A 14,816-nucleotide genomic window follows, 5' to 3' on the forward strand; every position below is an offset into this window, starting at 1 on the left:
GGCAGGCGGTCGCGGACGGCGATGCTGTCCGCCCGGGTGGCCTGCCACGGCGCGGCACCTGCCGGCACGGCGCCCTCCGTGACAGCCTCCTCGAGGCTCTGCACGCTGCACCACGGGGGAACGTTGTCGCACTCATCCCTGCCCGCCGCCGTCCGCTCGAACGAGAACTGAGCCGTGTACCGCGTCGACGGGCGGCTGGTCCTCAGCCCCAGCGACCTGACCCGGCACCAGGAGTGCCACCACCTCACCGCGCTCAATCTCGCCGTCGCCGGCGGCGGGTTGCAGCCGCCGGCCGAGGGGGCGAGTGATCAGACGGTGCTCGTCGCCGACCTCGGCCTGGCCCACGAGCTGCGCTACCTGGAGTCGCTGGAGGAGCAGGGCCTGACGACGGTCCGGCTGCAGGGCCGCCGCAGCGAGGCGGCCACCGTCGAGGCGATGCGCGCCGGGGTCGACGTCATCCACCAGGCGACCCTGTTCGACGGCACCTGGGGCGGCCAGGCCGACTTCCTGCTGCGCATCGACGAGCCGTCCGACCTCGGCGACTGGTCCTACGAGGTGGCCGACGCCAAGCTGGCCCGCCGGATCAAGGTGCCGGCGCTGCTGCAGATGGCCACCTACGCCGACCGGCTGGCCACCCTGCAGGGCCGCACGCCCGAGCGCATCAGCGTCGTCACCGGCGACGGCGAGACCCGTCCCTGGCGGCTGGTCGACGTCGCCGCCTACGCCCGCCGCGCCCGCACCCGCCTCGAGCAGTTCGTCGACGACGTCCCATCCACCGGCCCCGTGCCGATCGCGCACTGCGACCAGTGCACCTGGCAGGCCCGCTGCGCCGACGAGCTGCGCACCGGCGACGACCTCAGCCTGGTCGCCGGCATGCGCCGCGACCAGCGCGCCGCCCTCCTCGACGCCGGGGTCGCCACCCTCGAGCAGCTCGCCGCGGCCGACGACGAGACCCTCAAGGCCACCGGCATCAGCCGAGGCACCCGCGAGCGGCTGCGGGACCAGGCCCGCGAGCAGCTCCGCGGCCGCCGCGCAGGCGAGCCGACCCGCACCCTGCTGGCACCCCAGCCGGCCCAGGGCCTGCTGCGCCTCCCCGCGCCCAGCCCCGGCGACCTCTACCTCGACTTCGAGGGCGACCCGCTGGCCGGCGACGGCGAGGGGCTGGAGTACCTGGCCGGCCTCGGCGACCGGGAGGGCCGGTTCACCGCCCTCTGGGCGCACGACGCCGCCGAGGAGCGCCGCATGGTCGAGGACCTCATCGACCGCATCGTCGAGGCCTGGCGCGCCGACCCCGGCATGCACGTCTACCACTACGCCGCCTACGAGGTCAGCGCGCTCAAGCGGCTCACCGGCCGGTACGGCGTCCGCGAGGCCGAGCTGGACCAGCTGCTGCGCGCCGAGCGGTTCGTCGACCTCTATCCGGTCGTCCGCCAGTCGATGCGGATCAGCAAGGAGTCCTACTCGATCAAGAAGGTCGAGGCCTTCTACGGGCGCGAGCACACCGGCGACGTCGCCGACGCGATGTCCAGCGTCGTCGAGTACGAGCAGTGGCTGGCCGACCGCGACCCGGCCCGCCTGCAGGCCATCCACGACTACAACCGGGACGACGTCGACTCCACCCGCGAGCTGCACGACTGGCTGGAGACCCAGCGCGCCGAGCTGGAGGCCGAGCACGGTGAGCTGCCGCGCCCGATGCTGTCCGAGATCGACGCCCCGGCGCCGCGGTCGGACGCCGAGGTCACCGAGCTGGCGCTGGTCGAGCGGCTGCAGGACACGGGCCACCCGCTGCTCGGCGACCTGGTGCAGTGGCACCGACGCGAGGCCCGGCCTGGCTGGTGGGAGTTCTTCAGCCGCGGCGAGCTGGAGGACGAGCAGCTCGTCGAGGACCGCACCGCGCTCGGCGCGCTCTCCGGCGGCGCCGAGATCGGCACCGAGAAGCGCAGCAAGCTCTACGAGTTCACCTTCCCGCCGCAGGACACCAAGCTGTCGGTCAAGTCCGTGGCGTTCGACGTCGACACCCGCGTCCGGGTCGGCGAGGTACGCGAGATCGACGCCGTCGCCGGCCGGGTCGTGGTCAAGAGCGCCAAGCCGCCGGCGCCGCCGCGCGGCCTCGGCCCGGAGGGCCCGCTGGACGACAAGGCCATGCGGGCGGCGATCGCCGCGACCGCGGACGACGTCCTCGCCGGCCGGCCCTGCCTCGGGCGGGCGCTGCTCGACCGCGTCGTCCCGGCCGACTGCCGGCGGCTGCCGGGGGAGGAGGCCGGGGACGCCGTCGTCCGGCTCGGGCTGGAGCTTGAGGGGCAGGTGCTCGCCGTGCAGGGGCCGCCCGGCAGCGGCAAGACGCGGGCGGCCTCGCGGCTGATCCGCGCGCTGCTCGACGCCGGCAAGAAGGTCGGCGTCACGGCGACCTCCCACGCGGTGATCGGCAACGTGCTGCGTGCCGTGGGCCGCCCGGCGCTGCAGAAGTGCGAGGAGCACCAGGCCTGCGGGGCGCCGGACGTCGAGTGGTCGAAGGACTCGGGCGAGGTGGCCTCCCGGCTGCTGGACGGGTCGGCGTCGCTGGTCGGCGGGACGGCCTGGTTCTGGTGCCGGCCGGATTTCGCCGAGGCGGTCGACGTCCTGGTGGTCGACGAGGCGGGGCAGTTCTCGCTGGCCAACGCGGTCGCCGTCGCCCGCTCGGCCCGTTCCCTGGTGCTGCTCGGTGACCCGCAGCAGCTGGCGCAGCCGACGCAGGCCGTGCACCCGGGGGAGTCGGGGCTCTCCGCGTTGGAGCACCTGCTGGAGGGGCACCCGACCGTGCCCGAGGACCGCGGCGTCTTCCTCGACCGGACCTACCGGATGCACCCGGCGCTGACCGCGTTCGTCTCCGACCTGGCCTATGAGGGGCGGCTGGAGTCGGCGGCCGACCGCGAGCGGATCGCGGTGCGCGGCTGGGCCAGCGGCCTCGCCGTCCGGTTCGTCGCGCATACGAAGCCGGCGGCGGCCGCATCGGACGACGAGGCGGCCGCCGTGGCGGAGCTGTGGCGGTCGCTGCAGGGCGTCGTCTGGGTCGACCACGAGCTGGTCGAGCGGCCGATCGGGCCCGAGGACGTGCTGGTCGTCGCGCCGTACAACAACCAGGTCGCGCGCATTCGAAGCCTGCTGCCGGACGGCGCGCGGGTCGGCACCGTGGACAAGTTCCAGGGCCAGGAGGCGCCGGTCGTCGTCTACTCGATGACGTCGACCAGCGCCGAGGACGCCCCCCGCGGGGTCTCGTTCCTCTACGACCTGAACCGGCTCAACGTGGCGGTGTCGCGGGCCAAGGCGCTGGCCGTCGTGGTCATGAGCGAGCAGCTGCTGGACGCCGCCGTCCGCACGCCGGAGCAGCTGCGTCAGGTCAACGCGCTGTGCCGGCTCGTCGAAATGGCGACCGTCGTCGGCTGACCGCGGGCTCAGCCCGCTGCATGTTCGGTGGCCCGCTCGCCCCGGGCACCACGTCCGTTTCGCGCTCCCGGCACGCCCCTGTGGGAGCCGGTTCCGGTACGTAGGCTGTCCATGACCGAGCGTGAAAGGACGGCATCGTGGGCAAGCACCTGCTCGACGAGACGGCGGAGTTCAAGCTGCCCTGGGTCGGCCGGCACGCGGCCGAGGACGACGGCGAGCTCGAGATGACGCAGCGGTCCGACCCCGGCTTCCGGCGGCGGCCCCCCGTTCCCGAACCGCAGTCGGAGAAGGGTGCGTGGTGACCCTCCGGGGCGAACGAGGGCCCAGCGGCGGCGGACACGGGCCGTGCTCAGCCGTCGCGCGCTGCTGCGGGCGAGCGTTCGCCCCGACGCCCGGATGATGCCGCGGGGCGCTTGACCGCTGAGGCCAGGAACGCCGCGCCACCTTCACGATCGGCGTGAGGTGGAGCTCCCGGGGTCCCGACCTTCGAGGGAGGTCGCCAGCTCGCGGTCGATCCAGCGCCCGATCACCTCGACCACGTAGGACCGCTCGGCGCGGTCGAGCCGTTGCCCCTTGGCGATGCCGTGCCACGTCTCCAGGCAGCTGCGGCAGCAGGTCGCGGTGGCGTGCTGGGCCACGAAGACCGGGTGGTTGCGGTAGGGGGTCTGCCGGCCGTCGTTGCGGGGCTCGGCCGGCGCCAGCCGCTCGGCGATGATCTCCGCGGCGTGAGCCCGCATCGTCTGCGGACCGCGCAGCTCAGCCGTGGCCCGCTCGCGCCCGCGCAGGTGGAACCGCCGCCCGAAAGGCCGCGCGCTCGCGCGGTCGATCCGTTCATCGATCTCGGCGCGGTCGGGCACGCCCCCAGACTAGGCACGGCACGGTGGCCGACGACGAGGAGAAGACCGGCCGGGTCCCGGCGCGGCTGCGAACCGGCCTGCTGCGTCCGACCGGCGGCTCACCCCTGCGAGGTGACGCCGGGGCCGCTCGTGGCGTCGACCGTGAGGGCATGGCCGAACCCGAGGTCGAGATCCGACGCACCCTTCCGCTGTGGCTCACCGTCGTGCTCGGCGTGGCCGGCACGGCCGTCGCGCTCTGGGGCATCCGCGCCGCTGCGCCGATCCTGGGCCCCGTCGTCCTGGCCTTCGTCCTGACCGTCACGGTCCACCCGCTCGTCGGCGCGCTGGTCCGCCGCGGGATGCGGCGGGGACTCGCCGTCGCGGTGGCCGTGCTCGTCGTCAACGGCGGGCTGATCGCCTTCGCGCTCGCCCTCATCGTCTCCGTCGGCCGGCTCGCGACCGTGCTGCCGGAGTACTCCGACGAGTGGCAGCACATGCTGGACGGGCTGCGCTCCGCCCTGGCTGGTGCGGGGATCGGCCGGCAACAGGTGGAACAGGCACTCCACTCCGTGCAGCTGGGGACGGTCCTCTCCGCGCTCGTCAGCGTGCTGTCGAGGACGGCCCTCGCGGTCGGCGCGCTCGCCCTGGTGCTGGCGACCGTCGTCTTCATGGCCGTCGACGCGACCGGCATGCCGGAGCGACTGGCCGAGGTTCCCGGGACGTCGCGTCTCCGCGCGGCCCTCGATGACTTCGCGAGGAACACCCGGCGCTACCTGGTGACGACGACCGTGTTCGGCTTCGCCGTCGCCGTGGTGGACACGATCGCCCTCGTCGTCCTCGGGATCCCGCTGGCCCTGCTGTGGGGCCTGCTGTCGTTCCTCACCAACTACGTGCCGAACATCGGGTTCTTCCTCGGCCTGGCGCCGCCGACGATCCTCGCTCTCCTCGTCGGCGGGCCAGGGACGGCGGTCCTCGTGGTCGTCATCTACGTCGTGGTCAACTTCGTCCTCCAGTCGGTCCTCCAGCCGCTCGTCGTCGGGGACGTCGTCGGCCTCTCGGTGACCCTGACCTTCCTGTCCGTCATCGTGTGGACGGTCGTCCTCGGACCCCTCGGCGCGGTCCTGGCGATCCCGTTGACGCTCCTCGTGGTCGCCGTCCTGGTCGCCCAGGACCCGGACCGACGGTGGGCCAGGACGCTGCTGGCAGGGGCGTCGGGCGCCGACCGTGCAGGCAAGCGCCCGGCCCGGGAGGGCCGGAGGCGAGACCGCGCCCGGCGGTCGGTCCCCACGCCACGCTTGGCCCCGGGTGACGCGGCCGTACCCGCCGGCGCGCCGGCGCAGGAGGTGCGCGAACAGCCGGACGCCGAGGACGGCGCCTGACGCGTGGGGGTCACCATCCGCGGGCAGTCACTCTCCGGTCTCGAGCGGCAGGTCCCGGTTCGCCGCCCACTCGGTCATCGAGCCGTCGTAGACGGCGACGTCGTCACGGCCCAGGCGGGCGAGCGAGAAGGCGCTGTAGGTCGCCGCGATCCCCGAGCCGCAGTAGGTGATGACCTGCCTGTCGTCATCGAGCGCCCCGGTCCCGGCGAATGCCTCCCGGATCTGCTCCGGCGTCGCCACCTGGCCCGGGGCGCTGTACAGCGACATCGCGGGGACGTTCCTCGACGCGGGGATGTGCCCGGGTCGGGCGTAGGTCACCCGCTCGCCGCGGAAGGTCTCCGGGTCCAGCACGTTCACCAGCAGGGTGCCGTCGGCCTGCGTGGCGGCGAGCACCCGCTCTACGTCCGCCCGCAGCTCCGGACGCCGGCGCGCGGTGAACGCCTTCGGCTCGCGCGTCTCGTCCCCGGTGGCCACCGGCAGGCCGGCGTCCCGCCAGGCGGGGAAGCCGCCCTCGAGAACGGAGACGTTGTCGAAGCCCTCGAAGCGCAGGTTCCACCACAGGCGGGTGGCCCACATGAGCGCTCCCTGGTCGTAGATCACCACGTGGTCGTTGCCGATGCCGAGCCGGCCGATCCGCTGGGCGAACGTCTCCGAGTCCAGCGCGGTGAACGTCGTGGGCGCGGCCTCGTCGGCGAGGTCGTGGAGGAGGTCGGCGAACACCGCCCCAGGGACGTGGCCCTTGCGGTAGGCCTCACGGCCGGACTCGACGTCGTAGTAGCCGTCGCCCTCCGGGAAGGTGAGGAACGTCGTCGCGTCGACGACGACGACGCCTGGGTCGTCCTTGTGGGCGGCCAGCCAGTCGACGTCGACGACGAGTGGCGTGGTGGTGGTCTTCTCGGTGGTCATCGTGCTCCTCCTGATCGAGGGCTGCGCGCGCAGCAGTTGGCGCTGACGGTCTGCTGTCAGGGCGGCGGCAGGAGGCCGTCGAGCTCGTCGGGCGCGAACCCGAGCGCCTGCCGGATCCGTCGACGAGCCCTGAGGAACATCGTCGCCCTCCTGCCGGGAGGGTCCTCGCTGTCGGTCTCGAGCCCCTCGAGGAGCCAGCGCAGCCCCAGGCTCATCCATCGGTTGGCCGCGGCGAGGTCACCGGCGGCCTCGTAGTCCTCAGCGATCAGCAGGTAGACGTCCGCGTCGGTCGGCCGGGAGCGCCGGACCTCCTCGGCGAGCCGGCGGGCCGCGTCGACGTCACCGACCGCGATCAGGCCGTGGTGGAGGTAGCAGCGGACGTCCGGGACGACGTCGCCCTCCGCGCGGATCGCGCGGCGATACAGGTCGAGGGCGGCCTCGTGGTCCCCGACCATGGCCAGCAGCTCCCCGGCGTGCACCAGCAGCATCGCCGGGGTGACCTCCGCGTCGTCCTCCGGGTGGGGCTGCTCCGACCACGTCACCAGCCGGGCGGCCGTCGCCCGGCACTGCTCCGGCGTCCGGACGGCCAGGTCCAGTTCCTCGACGTCGTCCAGGCTCAGCGGGCCACGCATGCGCTGACCGTAGGGCCGCGACCGCCGGCACGGCCGAGCCGGCGCTCGCCGTTGCGGAGGGGCAACGAGGTGCGTTCGACCCTGGTGCCGTAGCGGTCCGTTCCTACGCTCGAGGCGCATGGGCAGTCCCTTGCTGGTCGCCGTCGACGACGATCCTGACCTGCTGCGCGACGTCGAGCGCGAGCTGCGCAAACGGTACGAGCCCGACTACCGCGTCTGCTGCCTGAGCTCGCCGGACGAGGCGCTCGTCGCGCTGGAGGAGCTGGCGGCGGCCGGCGAGGACGTCGCCCTGGTGCTCGCCGGCGAGGCGGTCGCGGGGGCACCCGGCGCGGAGGTGCTGGCGGAGGTGCGGCGGCTGTTCCCGCACGCCCAGCGCGCCCTGCTCATCGGGTGGGGCCACCTGGGGGAGCCGGACACCGGTGATGCGATCTTCGAGGCGATCGCCCGCGGCCGCATGGACCAGTACCTGGTGCGGCCGGCCTCGCCACCGGACGAGCAGTTCCACCAGGCCGTCGCGAGCTTCCTGCTCGCCTGGGCCGAGGCCCGCCGCCTCGCCCCGCACACGATCGAGGTGGTCGGGGAGACCTGGTCGGGCCGGGCGTACGAGCTGCGCGAGGTGCTCGGGCGGTGCGCGATGCCGCACCGCTTCCACCTGGCCGGTTCCGACGAGGGGCGCGCCGTCCTCGCCGGTGCCGGCGCGAGCGGGAAGCTGCCGGTCCTCGTCATGCCCGACGGGCGGGTCATGGAGGACCCCAGCGACGCCGACATCGCGCGGGCGTCCGGGACGGCGATCGACCCCTCGGGGGACCGGTACGACCTGGTGATCGTCGGCTGCGGACCCGCCGGCCTCTCCGCGGCCGTCTACGGCGCCTCAGAGGGGCTGCGCACCCTCGTCATCGACTCGGGCAGCATCGGCGGGCAGGCCACGGCGAGCTCGTCGATCCGCAACTACCTGGGCTTTCCGAGGGGCCTCAGCGGCGCGGACCTGGCCCGCCGGGCCTATCAGCAGGCGTGGGTCTTCGGCGCCCGCTTCGCCTTCATGCAGCAGGTCACGCAGCTGGCGCGCGAGCGCGACGGCATCGTCGTCGGCCTGGACACCGGCGGGGTCGTGGTGGCCCGCGCCGTCGTCCTGGCGATGGGCGCCAGCTACCGCCGCCTCGGCGTCGAGCCGCTCGAGGCGCTGCGCGGGGCCGGCGTCTTCTACAGCGCCGCCGCCTCCGAGGCACCGCTGGTGGCGGGGGAGGAGGTCTACATCGTCGGCGGCGCGAACTCCGCCGGGCAGGCCGCCCTCCACCTGGCCCGCTACGCCAAGCGGGTCACGCTGCTGGTACGGGCCGCCCGGCTCGACGCCGGGATGTCGCACTACCTCGTCCGCGAGGTCGAGGAGGCCCCGAACATCGAGGTCCGGACGTCGACCGAGGTCGTCGACGGCGGCGGCGACGGCCGGCTGGAGCACCTGGTGCTGCGCGACCGCGCGGACGGCGCGGAGGAGACCGTCAGCGCCTACGCGCTCTTCCTGATGATCGGGGCCCGGCCGCACACCGAGTGGCTGCCCCCGACGGTCGAGCGGGACCCCGCCGGCTTCGTCATGACCGGGGCGGACCTGAGCGCCGAGGCGCTCCTGGGGTTCGGGCGCCCGGCCCTGGCGCTGGAGGCGAGCGTTCCGGGAGTCCTCGCGGCCGGCGACGTCCGGCACGGCTCGGTGAAGCGCGTGGCCTCCGCCGTCGGCGAGGGCTCGATCGCGATCCAGCTCGCCCACCGGCTGCTCGCCGTGTGACCCCCGCGGACACGGGAAGCGGCGCCGGTGGCCGCCTCAGCCGTCCGGCCGGAGGCGGTGCAGCGCGGCGGTGAAGCTGTCGTTCCACAGGCCCAGGTGCGGCCACCGCTCGGCGACGTGCGCCGTCGCCGCCTGGACCGACATCCCCTCCTCGCGCACCAGCCAGCCGCGCAGCACCAACCCGGTCCGCGAGGCGCCGCCGTGGCAGTGCACGAGCAGCCGGTGCCCCTCGGCGCGCAGCGCGGCCATGTCGTCGAGGATGTCGGCCAGCACCGCGTCGATGTCGGCGTTGTGCTCGTTGTCGGCCAGGTAGGCCAGCCGATGAACCGGGTGCGGGAACGGATCGCCCAGCCGGCACAGCGAGATGACGGCGAAGTCGCCCTCGCTGTAGCGGGCGCCGTCGAGGTTGCCGGCCCAGATGCCCGGCAGGACCTCGGCGGGCCCGATCCGCGGGATCACCCCCGGGTCGTAGCTCTGCTGCACGCCGCCGTCGAGCGCGGCCGCCAGCTGCTGCAGGTCGGCCAGCCGCCACAGCCGGTTGCCGTGGCCGGGGATGCGGCCGTGCACGACCGACGCCCACCGCATCGGGATGCCGCCCATCCCGAACACCGCCCCGGCCAGCCCGCCGGCCACCGCGGCCACCGTGTCGGTGTCCCCGCCCAGGTCGATGACCAGCCGCAGCACCTCGGCGAAGTCCCGGCCGTGGCGCAGCGCCCACACCGCCTGGCCGAGCGTCGGCCACACCGCGCCGTTGGACTCCGTCGCCTGCTCCGGCGTCCAGTCCTCCGCCAGGACGGCGGCCCACCGCGCCCGGTGCTCGGCCGGCACCGCGATGAGCGCGAAGGGGAGGAAGGCCAGCGGGTCCTCGCCCTCGAGCGCGACCCGCATCAGCTCGTGGAAGATCGCGCAGCCCTCACCGGTGGCCGGGTCGCCGTGGGTCAGCGCCGAGATCCGGCGGGCGGCGTCCAGCGTGGCCGCGCGGCCCTCGCGGGCGAACCGGATCGCCGCGGGCGTCGTGCGCATCAGGGACCCGTTGCCGGCCGCGCGGCCGGTCCGGCGGAAGTGCTCGGCCGCGGCGGCGTCCCAGGCGAGCCCGGAGCCGAGGACGGCGCGGGTCTGGACGCCGACGTCCGGGGGATCCGCGGCCGCCCACCCGCGGAACCGGTCGAACAGGTCGGCCTCGTCCAGGCCGTCGCGCTCGACCAGGGAGGTCGCGACGAGCAGCGCCATCTGCGTGTCGTCGGTGAACTCACCGGGCTCCCACCCGAGCGAGCCGCCGCCGCACATCTCGGTGTGCGCGCCCCGCGCCGGGGAGGGAAAACGCGCCGAGAACCGGCCGGCCGGGCCGAACTCGAAGGGGGCGCCCAGGGCGTCGCCGACGGCCGAGCCGACCAGCGCGCCGGCGACGCGGTGCGAACGGTGCATGCGCGGGATCACTCGGGCATCCTGCGAGGGAAACTCCGCCGCGGCCACACTCCGGCGGACACCCACACGGGGGACTTGTCCGTCACAGGCGTTAGTTCCCCGCACCGACGGGACATGACCGTGCTTCGCTGAGAGTCGAGTGCAGACCCCGGGGGAGCCGCAGATGTCCGACCACCTCGAGCCGCATCCCGCCGCGTGCCGGGTCGACTCGACGAGCACGTGCCGGCGCTACGCCCGCGGGCACGCGCCGCACCCGGTGCTCGTCCAGCTCGCGCAGAGCGGCCCGGACGAGCACCGGCTGCCGGTCATCGTCATGGGCGCCGTCGGGGACGTCGTCACGGTGGCGGCCGGCGACGAGCTGCGCCGCTACCGCAACCACGAGGCCGCGCGGATCACCGAGGTGACTCGCGCCACCGGACCGGAGGCGCTGCTCAACACGCACCACGGCGTGCTGTTCCTCCGCTCCTGGCCGCGCGACCGGGGCGCCGTCTTCTCGCTGCAGCCCGCCGACGAGGTCACCGAGAGCTGCCGGCAGGACTGAGGAACAGCGCTGCCCCGGCCGCTCGAAGACGAGCGGCCGGGGCAGCGGTGCATCAGGCGATGCGACGCGCGCCGACGAAGCCGGGCATCGAGTCGAGCTTGATGGTCTTGACCGTCTGGCCGGGGGTCGGGGCGTGCACCATCTGGCCGTTGCCGATGTACATGCCGACGTGGCTCACCGGGCTGTTGAAGAAGACCAGGTCACCGGGCTGGAGGGCGGCCTTGGACACCGGGGTGCCGAAGCCGGCCTGCGCCTTGGAGGTGCGCGGGATGGTGATGCCCGCCGCCTTGTAGGCGAAGGTGGTCAGCCCCGAGCAGTCGAAGGCGTTCGGGCCGGTCGCGCCCCAGACGTAGGGGTCGCCCCGCTGGGCCAGGGCGGTGTTGACGGCGATCTGTGCCTTGCCGCTGGAGGCGGCGGCCGGAGCGGCGGCGACGGCGGCGCCGCCACCCCCGCCCGCGTTGGCGGAGGCCGGCAGGGTGGTCAGGGCGATGCCGGCAGTGGCCATGAGGGCGACGGCGGCACCGCGGAGCGAGCTACGGGCGACGGACTTGCGGGCAGTCGTCATCGACGACGGTTCTCCTGTTCCTTCCGTCCGCCTACCGAGTTAGCTGACGGGTTCGGGCGGGGAGGTCGCCCGGCGCAGCCTGAAAAAGGCTGCGCTTCACCCCAGTGCTGCGGTGGGTCCCCGGTCCGGCGTCGGCAGAGGGCCGACGCCCAGTTCGGCGGTGTCCGACGGAGGTCACTACGGACCAGTGACTAAGGGCCCCGTCCGGACTGAGATCGAAGGTAAGACGGGGCCCAAGGTCCCTGCGTGCTTCAAGCACCTCGGGGGGACGACGGCGGTCGCACCGGGAAACCCCACCCCCACCTCTGAGGACGACGGAGGGTCACCGCCCTGCGAGCACGAACGCCCAGGTCAGAAAGTAGGGACCAAAGTCGTCGCTCACGGAGCGCCGTCACAACACGTACCTGATCCACAGCAATGAGTGGTGGAACCGGAAGGGTTGGCCGGAGCGTTGGGCGGGCACGATCACGGTCAACCGACGAGGAGGTAGACGATGGCAGGCATGCTCCGGAAGGTGCTGGCGTCCGGAATCGCGGCGAAGGTCTTCCAGGAGGCCCGCAAGCCGCACAACCAGGAGAAGATCAAGAAGTTCATCTCCGACTTCCAGGCCAAGCAGAAGGGCGGCGGGAAGGGCTACGGCAAGGGCTTCCCCCGCTGAACCAGGCGCACGGCGGCCCCCGCTCGGCACCCGCCGGGCGGGGGCCGCTGCACGCGGACAGGGGCACCGTGCACCGCATCGCCGTCCTCGACGACTACCAGGCCGTCGCCGCCGACTTCTGCGACTGGACCCAGCTCCCCGAACCGGCCGAGGTCACCTACTTCGCCGACCACCTCGTCGACGAGGACGCCCTCGTGCAGCGGCTGGAACCCTTCGACATCGTCGTGGCCATGCGCGAGCGCACCCCGTTCCCGCGCAGCCTCCTCGAGCGGCTGCCGAACCTGCGGCTGCTGGTCACCACCGGCCCGCGCAACGCCGCCATCGACGTCCTGGCGGCCACCGAGCGCGGCATCACCGTCTGCGGCACGCGCTCCCGCGCCTCGGGCCCGGTCGAGCTCACCTGGGCGCTGATCCTCGCGGTGGCCCGGCACGTGCCGCAGGAGGACGCCGCCATGCGGGCCGGCGGCTGGCAGCACACCCTCGGCGCCGACCTCGCCGGCGCCCGCCTCGGCGTCGTCGGCCTCGGCCGGCTCGGCACCCGGGTGGCCCGCCTCGGGCAGGCCTTCGAGATGGACGTCGTCGCCTGGAGCCCGAACCTCACCGACGAGCGCGCCGCCGAGGCCGGGGTCCGCCGGGTCGGCAAGGAGGAGCTGTTCGCCACCGCCGACGTCGTCACCCTCCACCTGGCGCTCTCCGACCGCACCCGCGGCCTCGTCGGGCGCGACGAGCTGACCCGCATGAAGCCCACCGGGATCCTGGTCAACACCTCCCGCGGCCCCATCGTCGACGAGGCCGCCCTGCTCCACGCGCTGCGCTACGGCCGCATCGCCGGCGCCGGCCTCGACGTCTACGACCGCGAGCCCCTCCCGCCCGACCACCCGCTGCGGCGGGAACCCCGGGCCGTCCTCACCCCGCACCTGGGCTACGTCACCCGGGACACCTACGCGATCTTCTTCCGCGACGCCGTCGAGGACGTCGCCGCCTGGCTCCACGGCGCACCGGTTCGAGTTCTCCCGCCCAGGTAGCCAGGAGGGCGAGCACGAGGAGGCCCGCGATGACCGAGGGCAACATGACCGGTCGCCCCCACGGCGGCGTCAACAAGCCGCCGGACGACGACGTCCTCCCGGGCGAGAAGCCCGCGCCCGGCGAGGTCGGGCCGCCGCCTCCCCAGCAGGAGCCGCGGGCCGCGCGGGAGGGCGAGATGTCCCGCCACCCCGGCGAGCCCGGCAGCGGCGTGCCGAACCCGGACGACCCGCCGGTCGGGGACGACCGGAGCTGACACCACCCCTGGCCAACCGTTCCCACGGCCGGCAGTGCCGGGCGGCCACGTGTTTCGCCGCGTCGCCGGCGTCCTCACCGGGTCGCGCTACCCCGGCCCCCAGTGGGTCCTCCGCGGAAGCTCGTGCTCTGCCCACCACGGTGGGCAGAGCACGAGCTTCCGCAGACCACGTTGCCGCCCGGCTCAGTCGCCCTTCACGTTCACGATCTGGCGCAGCGTGTGGCGCGGCTCGACCAGATCGGCGGCGTCGGCCATCACTCGATCGATGGGCTTGTAGGCGTCCGGGTGCTCGTCGAGGAACGCGTCCGACCGGCCCCACGCGATGCCCGCCATCCGCCGGTCCAGGTCGGCCCGGCTGAACATCCGCCGCGCCTCGCCCCGCGAGTGGTTGCGGCCGGCCCCGTGCGGTGCGGACTTCAGCGCCATCTCGTTGCCCTTGCCGACGACGACGTAGGACGCCGCCCCCATCGACCCGGGGATGAGCCCGTCCTGCCCCTCGTACGCGGCGATCGCGCCCTTGCGGGTCAGCCACACCTCGCGGCCGAAGTGGGTCTCCCGCTCGGTGTAGTTGTGGTGGCAGGAGATCTCGGTGCGCCGCTCCACCTCGATGCCCAGGAACCGGGAGACCTGCTCGGCGAGGCGGTCCATCATCTCCGCGCGGTTGAGGAAGGCGAACCGCTGCGCCCACCGCAGCGCCTCGATGTACGCGTCGAACGTGGGCTCGCCCTCCTCCAGCCAGGCCAGGTCGCGGTCGGGCAGGTCGAGGTGCTCGGCCCGCGCCCGCTCCTGCGCCACCCGGATGTGCCTGGACGCCAGCTTGTTGCCCACCCCGCGCGAGCCCGAGTGCAGGAACAGCCACACCCGGTCGGCCTCGTCCAGCGACACCTCGATGAAGTGGTTGCCCGAGCCCAGCGAGCCCAGCTGCAGCGGCCAGTTCGGCGCGGCGGCGTCCGCCTGCCCCGCCCCGGGCAGGTCGCGCAGCTCGGCGACCCGCCCGGCCGCGGTGTCCCGCACCTTGCGGTTGTGGTGCCCGGCCGACAGCGGGATCGCCCGCGAGACCTGCTCGTGCAGCACCGCCAGGTTGCGCCCGCCCAGGTCGTCGGCGGTGAACTGGGTCCGCACCGCGTTCATCCCGCAACCGATGTCCACCCCCACCGCCGCCGGGATGATCGCGCCGTCGGTCGGGATCACCGACCCCACCGTCGCGCCCTTGCCCAGGTGCGCGTCGGGCATCAGCGCCACGTGGGGGTACATGAAGGGCAGGGACGCCGTCCGCTCGGCCTGCAGGCGGGTGGTCGGCTCCAGGATCGACGCCCAGTTGTACAGGCGGTCGTTGATCTTCTCCACGCCCCGCCGGTACCCGCGGGGGCCCGCCGGACTCCCGCCGGCGTCGGA

Annotated in this window: 14 protein-coding genes and 1 riboswitch; of the genes, 8 read left to right on the top strand and 6 right to left on the bottom strand. The window is 74.1% G+C overall.

The annotated features are described in order from the left end of the window. The first annotated feature begins 174 nt into the window (after window positions 1-174). Window positions 175-3,423, top strand: coding sequence for a TM0106 family RecB-like putative nuclease (locus BMZ50_RS16200; RefSeq protein WP_091326552.1), 3,249 nt, complete (start codon window positions 175-177; stop codon window positions 3,421-3,423). A 137-nt stretch (window positions 3,424-3,560) separates the two neighbouring features. Next, entirely contained in the window at window positions 3,561-3,725 is a 165-nt protein-coding gene (locus BMZ50_RS24300) for a hypothetical protein (protein ID WP_177212833.1), read from the top strand. 144 nt (window positions 3,726-3,869) lie between these two features. Here BMZ50_RS24300 and BMZ50_RS16205 read toward each other — a convergent pair whose 3' ends face one another. Next, window positions 3,870-4,280: a DUF4186 domain-containing protein gene (locus tag BMZ50_RS16205; RefSeq protein WP_091326554.1), complete on the bottom strand. Its 411-nt coding sequence runs from the start codon at window positions 4,278-4,280 to the stop codon at window positions 3,870-3,872. 149 nt (window positions 4,281-4,429) lie between these two features. Here BMZ50_RS16205 and BMZ50_RS16210 point away from each other — a divergent pair, with 149 nt between their 5' ends. After that, the gene (locus BMZ50_RS16210; RefSeq protein WP_091326747.1) at window positions 4,430-5,638 is read left to right on the top strand and encodes an AI-2E family transporter; all 1,209 of its coding nucleotides are present in this window, start codon (window positions 4,430-4,432) and stop codon (window positions 5,636-5,638) included. A 27-nt stretch (window positions 5,639-5,665) separates the two neighbouring features. On the opposite strand, the gene BMZ50_RS16215 is transcribed toward BMZ50_RS16210, so the two are convergent. Then, window positions 5,666-6,544 (bottom strand): sulfurtransferase, encoded by an 879-nt coding sequence (locus tag BMZ50_RS16215; protein WP_091326557.1) that lies wholly within the window; start codon window positions 6,542-6,544, stop codon window positions 5,666-5,668. A 56-nt stretch (window positions 6,545-6,600) separates the two neighbouring features. Beyond that, window positions 6,601-7,176 (bottom strand): tetratricopeptide repeat protein, encoded by a 576-nt coding sequence (locus tag BMZ50_RS16220; RefSeq protein WP_091326559.1) that lies wholly within the window; start codon window positions 7,174-7,176, stop codon window positions 6,601-6,603. A gap of 118 nt (window positions 7,177-7,294) precedes the next feature. Here BMZ50_RS16220 and BMZ50_RS16225 point away from each other — a divergent pair, with 118 nt between their 5' ends. Beyond that, entirely contained in the window at window positions 7,295-8,953 is a 1,659-nt protein-coding gene (locus tag BMZ50_RS16225) for an NAD(P)/FAD-dependent oxidoreductase (protein WP_091326561.1), read from the top strand. Between the two features lie 36 nt (window positions 8,954-8,989). On the opposite strand, the gene BMZ50_RS16230 is transcribed toward BMZ50_RS16225, so the two are convergent. Beyond that, window positions 8,990-10,378 (bottom strand): ADP-ribosylglycohydrolase family protein, encoded by a 1,389-nt coding sequence (locus BMZ50_RS16230; protein WP_177212834.1) that lies wholly within the window; start codon window positions 10,376-10,378, stop codon window positions 8,990-8,992. A 163-nt stretch (window positions 10,379-10,541) separates the two neighbouring features. Here BMZ50_RS16230 and BMZ50_RS16235 point away from each other — a divergent pair, with 163 nt between their 5' ends. Then, window positions 10,542-10,919 carry a hypothetical protein gene (locus tag BMZ50_RS16235; protein WP_091326565.1) on the top strand — a complete coding sequence of 126 codons (378 nt, stop codon included), beginning with the start codon at window positions 10,542-10,544 and terminating at the stop codon, window positions 10,917-10,919. Between the two features lie 52 nt (window positions 10,920-10,971). Here BMZ50_RS16235 and BMZ50_RS16240 read toward each other — a convergent pair whose 3' ends face one another. After that, window positions 10,972-11,484 carry a C40 family peptidase gene (locus BMZ50_RS16240; protein WP_091326567.1) on the bottom strand — a complete coding sequence of 171 codons (513 nt, stop codon included), beginning with the start codon at window positions 11,482-11,484 and terminating at the stop codon, window positions 10,972-10,974. Between the two features lie 15 nt (window positions 11,485-11,499). Then, window positions 11,500-11,654, bottom strand: a riboswitch (cyclic di-AMP (ydaO/yuaA leader). Between the two features lie 323 nt (window positions 11,655-11,977). On the opposite strand from BMZ50_RS16240, the gene BMZ50_RS24305 reads away from it, so the two are divergent. The 3 genes from BMZ50_RS24305 to BMZ50_RS16250 all read left to right on the top strand — a co-directional run bounded on the left by BMZ50_RS24305 (window position 11,978) and on the right by BMZ50_RS16250 (window position 13,421). After that, window positions 11,978-12,142, top strand: coding sequence for a hypothetical protein (locus BMZ50_RS24305; protein ID WP_177212835.1), 165 nt, complete (start codon window positions 11,978-11,980; stop codon window positions 12,140-12,142). 68 nt (window positions 12,143-12,210) lie between these two features. Continuing rightward, window positions 12,211-13,167: a D-2-hydroxyacid dehydrogenase family protein gene (locus BMZ50_RS16245; protein ID WP_091326569.1), complete on the top strand. Its 957-nt coding sequence runs from the start codon at window positions 12,211-12,213 to the stop codon at window positions 13,165-13,167. A gap of 29 nt (window positions 13,168-13,196) precedes the next feature. After that, window positions 13,197-13,421: a hypothetical protein gene (locus BMZ50_RS16250; RefSeq protein ID WP_091326572.1), complete on the top strand. Its 225-nt coding sequence runs from the start codon at window positions 13,197-13,199 to the stop codon at window positions 13,419-13,421. Window positions 13,422-13,604: 183 nt separating this feature from the next. Here the strand turns inward: BMZ50_RS16250 and BMZ50_RS16255 are convergent, their stop codons facing one another. Then, window positions 13,605-14,768, bottom strand: coding sequence for an RtcB family protein (locus BMZ50_RS16255; protein ID WP_091326574.1), 1,164 nt, complete (start codon window positions 14,766-14,768; stop codon window positions 13,605-13,607). Window positions 14,769-14,816: the final 48 nt, after the last annotated feature.

It is taken from the genome of Geodermatophilus ruber (genome assembly GCF_900114385.1).
In the GTDB taxonomy this organism is placed as follows: Bacteria; Actinomycetota; Actinomycetes; order Mycobacteriales; family Geodermatophilaceae; genus Geodermatophilus; species Geodermatophilus ruber.

What these genes read in the sequence shown, in the direction of transcription:
- BMZ50_RS16235 (WP_091326565.1), top strand. Translation starts at nt 10,542, where the DNA reads ATGTCCGACCACCTCGAGCCGCATCCCGCCGCGTGCCGGGTCGACTCG.
- BMZ50_RS16220 (WP_091326559.1), bottom strand. Translation starts at nt 7,176, where the DNA reads ATGCGTGGCCCGCTGAGCCTGGACGACGTCGAGGAACTGGACCTGGCC.
- BMZ50_RS16230 (WP_177212834.1), bottom strand. Translation starts at nt 10,378, where the DNA reads ATGCACCGTTCGCACCGCGTCGCCGGCGCGCTGGTCGGCTCGGCCGTC.
- BMZ50_RS16210 (WP_091326747.1), top strand. Translation starts at nt 4,430, where the DNA reads ATGGCCGAACCCGAGGTCGAGATCCGACGCACCCTTCCGCTGTGGCTC.
- BMZ50_RS16215 (WP_091326557.1), bottom strand. Translation starts at nt 6,544, where the DNA reads ATGACCACCGAGAAGACCACCACCACGCCACTCGTCGTCGACGTCGAC.
- BMZ50_RS16225 (WP_091326561.1), top strand. Translation starts at nt 7,295, where the DNA reads ATGGGCAGTCCCTTGCTGGTCGCCGTCGACGACGATCCTGACCTGCTG.
- BMZ50_RS16240 (WP_091326567.1), bottom strand. Translation starts at nt 11,484, where the DNA reads ATGACGACTGCCCGCAAGTCCGTCGCCCGTAGCTCGCTCCGCGGTGCC.
- BMZ50_RS24305 (WP_177212835.1), top strand. Translation starts at nt 11,978, where the DNA reads ATGGCAGGCATGCTCCGGAAGGTGCTGGCGTCCGGAATCGCGGCGAAG.
- BMZ50_RS16250 (WP_091326572.1), top strand. Translation starts at nt 13,197, where the DNA reads ATGACCGAGGGCAACATGACCGGTCGCCCCCACGGCGGCGTCAACAAG.